Source organism: Streptomyces sp. CA189 (genome assembly GCF_056428985.1).
Map to the genome: position 1 here is coordinate 66,305 of NZ_JBWJVM010000045.1, position 6,461 is coordinate 72,765.

The 6,461-nt window shown below is 69.5% G+C and carries 8 protein-coding genes; 1 reads left to right on the top strand and 7 read right to left on the bottom strand.

Features of this window, described 5'->3' with window-relative positions:
- Nucleotides 1–99 precede the first annotated feature (99 nt).
- From AC061S_RS28295 to clpS, 7 genes are all read right to left on the bottom strand, one after another.
- Nucleotides 100–1,050 (bottom strand): PLP-dependent cysteine synthase family protein, encoded by a 951-nt coding sequence (locus AC061S_RS28295; protein ID WP_478688708.1) that lies wholly within the window; start codon nt 1,048–1,050, stop codon nt 100–102.
- Nucleotides 1,050–1,337, bottom strand: a complete 288-nt coding sequence (locus AC061S_RS28300) for a MoaD/ThiS family protein (RefSeq protein WP_243337269.1) — start codon at nt 1,335–1,337, stop codon at nt 1,050–1,052. Before AC061S_RS28300 ends, AC061S_RS28295 begins: the two co-directional genes overlap by 1 nt.
- A gap of 86 nt (nt 1,338–1,423) precedes the next feature.
- On the bottom strand, nt 1,424–1,531 hold the full coding sequence (locus AC061S_RS28305) for a putative leader peptide (protein ID WP_311736929.1): 108 nt from the start codon (nt 1,529–1,531) through the stop codon (nt 1,424–1,426).
- 99 nt (nt 1,532–1,630) lie between these two features.
- Nucleotides 1,631–2,053 (bottom strand): M67 family metallopeptidase, encoded by a 423-nt coding sequence (locus AC061S_RS28310; protein WP_478688709.1) that lies wholly within the window; start codon nt 2,051–2,053, stop codon nt 1,631–1,633.
- 156 nt (nt 2,054–2,209) lie between these two features.
- Entirely contained in the window at nt 2,210–3,631 is a 1,422-nt protein-coding gene (locus AC061S_RS28315; RefSeq protein ID WP_478688710.1) for an amino acid permease, read from the bottom strand.
- A gap of 337 nt (nt 3,632–3,968) precedes the next feature.
- Entirely contained in the window at nt 3,969–4,583 is a 615-nt protein-coding gene (locus AC061S_RS28320) for a DUF2017 domain-containing protein (RefSeq protein WP_478688711.1), read from the bottom strand.
- Nucleotides 4,583–4,897: an ATP-dependent Clp protease adapter ClpS gene (clpS, locus tag AC061S_RS28325; RefSeq protein ID WP_243337276.1), complete on the bottom strand. Its 315-nt coding sequence runs from the start codon at nt 4,895–4,897 to the stop codon at nt 4,583–4,585. The genes AC061S_RS28320 and clpS overlap by 1 nt, the downstream gene beginning before the upstream one ends.
- A gap of 81 nt (nt 4,898–4,978) precedes the next feature.
- Between clpS and AC061S_RS28330 the strand changes: the two genes are divergently transcribed.
- The gene (locus AC061S_RS28330; protein ID WP_478688712.1) at nt 4,979–6,307 is read left to right on the top strand and encodes a nicotinate phosphoribosyltransferase; all 1,329 of its coding nucleotides are present in this window, start codon (nt 4,979–4,981) and stop codon (nt 6,305–6,307) included.
- Nucleotides 6,308–6,461 lie beyond the last annotated feature (154 nt).

Below are 6,461 nucleotides of genomic sequence, written 5' to 3' on the forward strand. Positions count from 1 at the left end.
TCAAGCGCCGGACGGGCTGAGGGGGCCCGGGCTGCGCCCGGACCCCCTTGGGGCTCCGCCCCAGACCCCGGTCCTCAAACGCCGGACGGCTGGATCGGGCTACGCCCAGAGTTGGCCCTGGAGGACTTCGATGGCTTCTTCCGTGGTGGCCGCCGTGTAGACGCCCGTGGAGAGGTACTTCCAGCCGCCGTCGGCCACGATGAAGACGATGTCGGCCGACTCGCCCGCCGCGACCGCCTTGCGGCCGACGCCGATCGCCGCGTGCAGGGCCGCGCCCGTGGAGACGCCGGCGAAGATGCCCTCCTGCTGGAGCAGCTCGCGGGTGCGGGTGACCGCGTCCGCCGAGCCGACCGAGAAGCGGGTCGTCAGGACCGAGGCGTCGTACAGCTCGGGCACGAAGCCCTCGTCGAGGTTGCGCAGCCCGTAGACGAGGTCGTCGTAGCGCGGTTCCGCCGCCACGATCTTGACGCCCGGGACGTGCTCGCGCAGGTAGCGGCCCACGCCCATCAGGGTGCCGGTGGTGCCGAGGCCCGCCACGAAGTGGGTGATCGAGGGGAGGTCCGTGAGGATCTCCGGGCCGGTCGTGGCGTAGTGGGCGCCCGCGTTGTCCGGGTTGCCGTACTGGTAGAGCATCACCCAGGAGGGGTTCTGCGCCGCCAGGTCCTTCGCGACGCGGACGGCCGTGTTCGAGCCGCCCGCCGCCGGCGACGGGATGATCTCGGCTCCCCACATGGCCAGCAGGTCGCGCCGCTCCTGAGAGGTGTTCTCCGGCATGACGCACACGATCTTGTAGCCCTTGAGCTTCGCGGCCATGGCGAGGGAGATGCCCGTGTTGCCGGAGGTGGGCTCCAGGATCGTGCAGCCGGGGTACAGCCGGCCGGCCTTCTCGGCCTGCTCGACCATGTGGAGCGCGGGGCGGTCCTTGATCGAGCCGGTCGGGTTGCGGTCCTCCAGCTTCGCCCAGATTCGGACGTCGTCCGAGGGCGAGAGGCGGGGCAGGCGTACCAGCGGCGTGTTGCCGACCGCGGCCAGGGGGGAGTCGTAGCGCATTACTTCGATCCGCCGGCTACGGCCGGGAGGATGGTGACGTTGTCGCCGTCCTTGAGCGCGGTGGAGATGCCGTCGAGGAAGCGGACGTCCTCGTCGTTGAGGTAGACGTTGACGAAGCGGCGCAGCTCGCCGCCCTTGGCCTCGTCGATGATGCGCTCCTGGATGCCCTTGTGGCGGGTCTCCAGGTCGGTGAAGAGGTCGGCCAGCGTGGCGCCCTCACCCGTGACGGCCTTCTCGCCGTTGGTGTAGGTGCGGAGGATGGTGGGGATGCGGACCTCGATGGCCATGGCAGGCTCCAGTCAGGATGGTGAAGGGAAGGCGGGCGAAGCGGAGCGGGCGTGAGCACGCGGCCCCGTGAGGGGGCCGGCGGGGCTCAGGCGGCAGGACAGATGGCGCTGGCGAGGCGGCACAGGTCGACGTGCAGCCGCGCCACAAGCAGCAGCCTGCCGGGCGTCTCGATGCTCACGTCGTGGGAAACCATGCGGTCATGTTAACGATTCCCGGCCCCTGGTTTGGAGTGTGATTCCGCATCGTGGACGGATATTTCTCGCATAGTGAGAAGTAGCCCTGTGTCGGCGCCTCAGTAGGCCGCTACGACCTGCACTTCTTCCTCGGTGATCACGCCTTCGACGATCCGGTACGACCGGAACTGGAACTCCCCGAGGCCGTCCTTGTCCGCCGTGGAGACCAGCACGTAGTGCGCGCCGGGCTCGTTCGCGTACGTGACGTCCGTGCGCGAGGGGTAGGCCTCGGTCGCGGTGTGCGAGTGGTAGACGATGACGGGGTCCTCGTCCCGGTCGTCCAGCTCGCGGTAGAGCTTCAGCAGGTCCTTCGAGTCGAACTCGTAGAACGTGGGCGAACGGGCCGCGTTCAGCATCGGTACGAACCGCTCCGGGCGGTCGGCGCCCGCCGGGCCGGCCACCACGCCGCAGGCCTCGTCGGGGTGGTCCTGGCGGGCGTGCGCGACGATCTGGTCGTACAGGGCCTGGGTGATGGTCAGCATGAGCGACAGGATAAGCAGACGGGCCCTCCCGTACCGAGGGGTGGTACGGGAGGGCCCGGATGATGGACACGGGCCCCCTGTTCCGGGGGCTCGTGCCGGTCGGCTGCGCGGTTCCCGGCCGTGACAGGCGGCCGGGACCCGCGGTTCGCGGAGGCTCTACGAGGCCTTGGTGAAGGCGGCGCCGCGCGGGTCGCGGGACTTCATCACCAGGTACGAGACGCCCAGCAGCAGGCCCCACAGCGGGGCGCAGTAGAGCGAGACGCGGGCGCTCTCGTCGATGCCCATCATCACGATGACCATGCCGATGAAGGCCAGGGCGAAATAGCTCGTGAAGGGGGCGCCGGGGGCGCGGAACGGCGACTTCGGGAGGTCGCCGCGGTCGGAGAGGGACCGGTAGCGGATCTGGCAGACGAGGATCATGATCCAGGCCCACATGCCGGAGATGGTGGCGAAGGAGACCACGTACTCGAAGGCCTTGCCGGGGGCGACGTAGTTGATCCAGACGCCCACGAGCATCAGCGCGGCGGAGAAGCTCGTGCCGATCAGCGGGGTGCCGTTCTTGGTGAGCCGGGTGAAGAACTTCGGTCCCTGGCCGTTGAGTGCGAGGTCGCGCAGCATGCGGCCGGTGGAGTACATGCCCGAGTTGCAGGAGGACAGGGCCGCGGTCAGGACGACGAAGTTGACGATCGCGGCGCCGACGCCGAGGCCCATCTTCTCGAAGGCGGCGACGAAGGGGCTGACGCCGGGCTGGAACTCGTGCCACGGGACGACCGACAGGATCATGATCAGCGCGCCGACGTAGAAGACGGCGATGCGCCACGGCACGGTGTTGATGGCCTTGGGCAGGGTCTTCTCGGGGTCCTTGGACTCGCCGGCGGTGACGCCGACCAGCTCGACGGCGAGGAAGGCGAACATGACGATCTGCAGGGTCATCAGCGTGCCGCCGATGCCCTTGGGGAAGAAGCCGCCGTCGTTCCACAGGTTGGAGACGGCGGCGGTGTCCGCGGCGTCGGAGAAGCCGATGGTGAGGATGCCGGCGCAGATCAGGATCATGCCGACGATGGCGGTGACCTTGACCATGGAGAACCAGAACTCCAGCTCGCCGAAGAGCTTCACGGAGATCAGGTTGGCGCCGTAGAGGATGACGGTGAAGATCAGCGCGTACGCCCATTGCGGGAAGCTGTCATGGGTCCAGTACGACATGTACTGCGCGGCGGCGGTGACTTCGGTGATGCCGGTGACCACCCAGAAGAGCCAGTAGGTCCAGCCGGTCACGTAACCCCAGAAGGGGCCGAGGAACTCACGGGCGTAGTCCGAGAAGGAGCCGGACACCGGGCGGTACATGAGCAGTTCGCCCAGGGCCCGCATGATGAAGAAGATGACCAGGCCCGCGATGGCGTAGGCCAGGATCAGGCTGGGGCCGGCCTTGGAGATGGCCTTGCCGGCGCCCAGGAAGAGGCCGGTGCCGATGGCGCCGCCGATCGCGATCATCTGGATCTGGCGGGCACCGAGTGCGCGGTGGTAGCCGCCGCCCTCGGTTGTGTCGTGCTGCTGCTCGTCGACCTGTACGGAGGTCATGTCGTCTGGTGCGCCTTTCTCCACGCCGATCCGCGCCATGGCTGGCAGCGGATCGGGTCCTCGATCCCCCCGGATACGGATGGAGTTGCACGCCGGCGGTCAGCCGGTTCAAGCAGGCCGGGGGGCATGGGTGGCGCCCCGTCGGCGGTCGTGAAGATTTATCACGTGCTTATGGGTGCATGAGGGAAGAAAATGTGACGCAGGGCATAAAAAAATCAGGACAGAGGTCCTGAAATGGATCAGATCACCACATCGTGGTGATCTGATCGTTATCCGGATTTGAGCGTCCGCTGAGCGAACGGCAGACGCACTTGAGGCCCCTCAGAGGATGGCGGGGTCAGAGGGTTCCGATGAGCGTCTCGACGAGGGTCTCCTGGAGACCGCCGAGCCAGAGGTACGCCATCACCATCGGCTTGCGCGGATCGTCGTCCGGCAGCCGGAACAGCACGGCGCTCTCGTCGTCCTCCGTGATGTCGAGGCGGGCCGCGATGGTGAGCCGCAGGTCGTTCAGGGCGCCCAGCCAGCGCAGCCGCAGCTCCCCGTCGACCTCCAGGACCGCCGCCCCGTCGCCGGCCGGGCTGAGCCCGTCCAGGCTGCGTACGACGGCCAGCGCGTCCTCCCGCTTGCGGGTGCGCAGGTCGTTCTCGGTGAAGCGGCGGAACTCGGCCGAGTGGGCCCGCAGCTCCTCCGCGTCGGCGCCGGGTCCGGTCTCCGGGCCGCCGTAGGCGTCGGGGAAGAGCCGGGCCAGGGCCGGGTCGGAGGGGGGCTCGGTCGGGCCGTCGGAGGCGGCGAAGAGCGCGGCCAGCGGGTCGGCGTCCGGGTCGGGCTCCGGCTCGCCGGGGCCGATGAGCTCCAGGAGCTGCACGGCCAGGGAGCGCAGGATCGAGATCTCGATCTCGTCGAGCGCGATGGCGGCCCCGCCGGCCTTCAGGGGCTCGAACACGCCGCCCATCAGTTGCGGTCCTGGGACATGGTCGCCCAGAGGCCGTAGCCGTGCATGGCCTGCACGTCCCGTTCCATCTCCTCACGGCTGCCGCTGGAGACGACCGCCCGACCCTTGTGGTGGACGTCCATCATCAGCTTGTTCGCCTTGTCCTTGGAGTAGCCGAAGTAGGCCTGGAACACGTACGTCACGTAGCTCATGAGGTTGACCGGGTCGTTGTGCACCAGGGTCACCCACGGGACGTCGGGTTCGGGGACCGCGAAGGTCTCTTCGGCCGATTCGGTGCGTTCGATCTCAATGGGAGCAACACTCACTTGTCCCATGCTGCCACTGACGGGGGCCCGTCGCACAAACGGGCCCCTACATCTCGTCACTTTGACGAGATGTGCGCTAGCATCCGTCGCATGAACCCTGCGGACCTGGGCCTGCCGGTGGACGTGCCGTCGACAGCGCTCTTCACCGACCATTACGAGCTCACGATGTTGCAGGCCGCGCTGGCCAACGGCACGGCCGACCGCCGCTCGGTCTTCGAGGTGTTCACCCGGCGGCTCCCCGAAGGGCGCCGCTACGGGGTGATCGCGGGGACCGGCCGGGTGCTCGACGCGGTGGAGAACTTCCGCTTCGACGGCGCCGTACTGGAGTTCCTGCGCGAGCGGAACGTCGTCGACGCCCGCACCCTCGACTGGCTCGCCTCCTACCGCTTCTCCGGCGACATCTGGGGCTACCCGGAGGGCGAGGTCTACTTCCCCGGCTCGCCCGTCCTGCGCGTCGAGGGCAGCTTCGCCGAGTGCGTGCTGCTGGAGACCGTGATCCTGTCGATCCTCAACCACGACTCCGCGATCGCCGCGGCCGCCTCCCGGATGGCCACGGCCGCGGGCGGCCGGCCGCTGGTCGAGATGGGCGCCCGGCGCACCCACGAGCTGGCGGCCGTCGCCTCGGCGCGGGCTGCGTACGTCGGCGGTTTCACCTCGACCTCGGACCTGGCGGCCGGATTCCGGTACGGGATCCCGACGGTCGGTACGAGCGCGCACGCCTTCACCCTGCTGCACGACAGCGAGCGGGACGCCTTCACCGCCCAGGTCGCCTCGCTGGGCAGCTCCACCACGCTGCTGGTGGACACCTACGACGTGGCGGAGGCGGTCCGCACGGCCGTGGAGGTCGCCGGGACGGACCTCGGCGCCGTCCGGATCGACTCCGGGGACCTGCTGCTGGTCGCGCACCGGGTGCGGCAGCAGCTCGACGAGCTGGGGGCGACCGCGACGAAGATCGTGGTGACCTCGGACCTGGACGAGTACGCGATCGCCTCGCTGGCGGCCGCCCCGGTGGACGCGTACGGGGTCGGCACCCAGCTGGTGACGGGCAGCGGGCACCCTACGTGCTCGATGGTCTACAAGCTGGTGGCGCGGGCCGCCTCGGCCGACCCGAAGGCGCCGCTGGTATCGGTGGCGAAGAAGTCCTCGGGCGGCAAGACCTCCGTCGGGGGGCGCAAGTGGGCGGCCCGGCGGGTCGACGCGGACGGGGTCGCGGAGGCGGAGGTCCTCGGGACCGGGCCGGTGCCGGCGGCGCTGGCGGACAAGCAGCTCCTGGTGGAGCTGGTCAAGGGCGGCGAGGTCGTGGCCCGCGAGTCCCTGGAGACGGCCCGCGATCGCCACCGCGAGTGCCTGGCGGGCCTCCCGCTATCCGCCACTCAGCTCTCGCGCGGCGAGGCCGTGATCCCGACGGAATACGCGTAGCGCTGGGGGCGGGGCGGGTCGCAAGCCCGGCGCAGCCGGGGCCCCCGGGGCTCCGCCCCGGACCCCGCGCCTCAAACGCCGGCGGGGCTGGATTCGGCTGATGCCGGACGCGACGCGCGGCTGAATTTGCCCGCAGGGCAATTTCAGCCCCGCC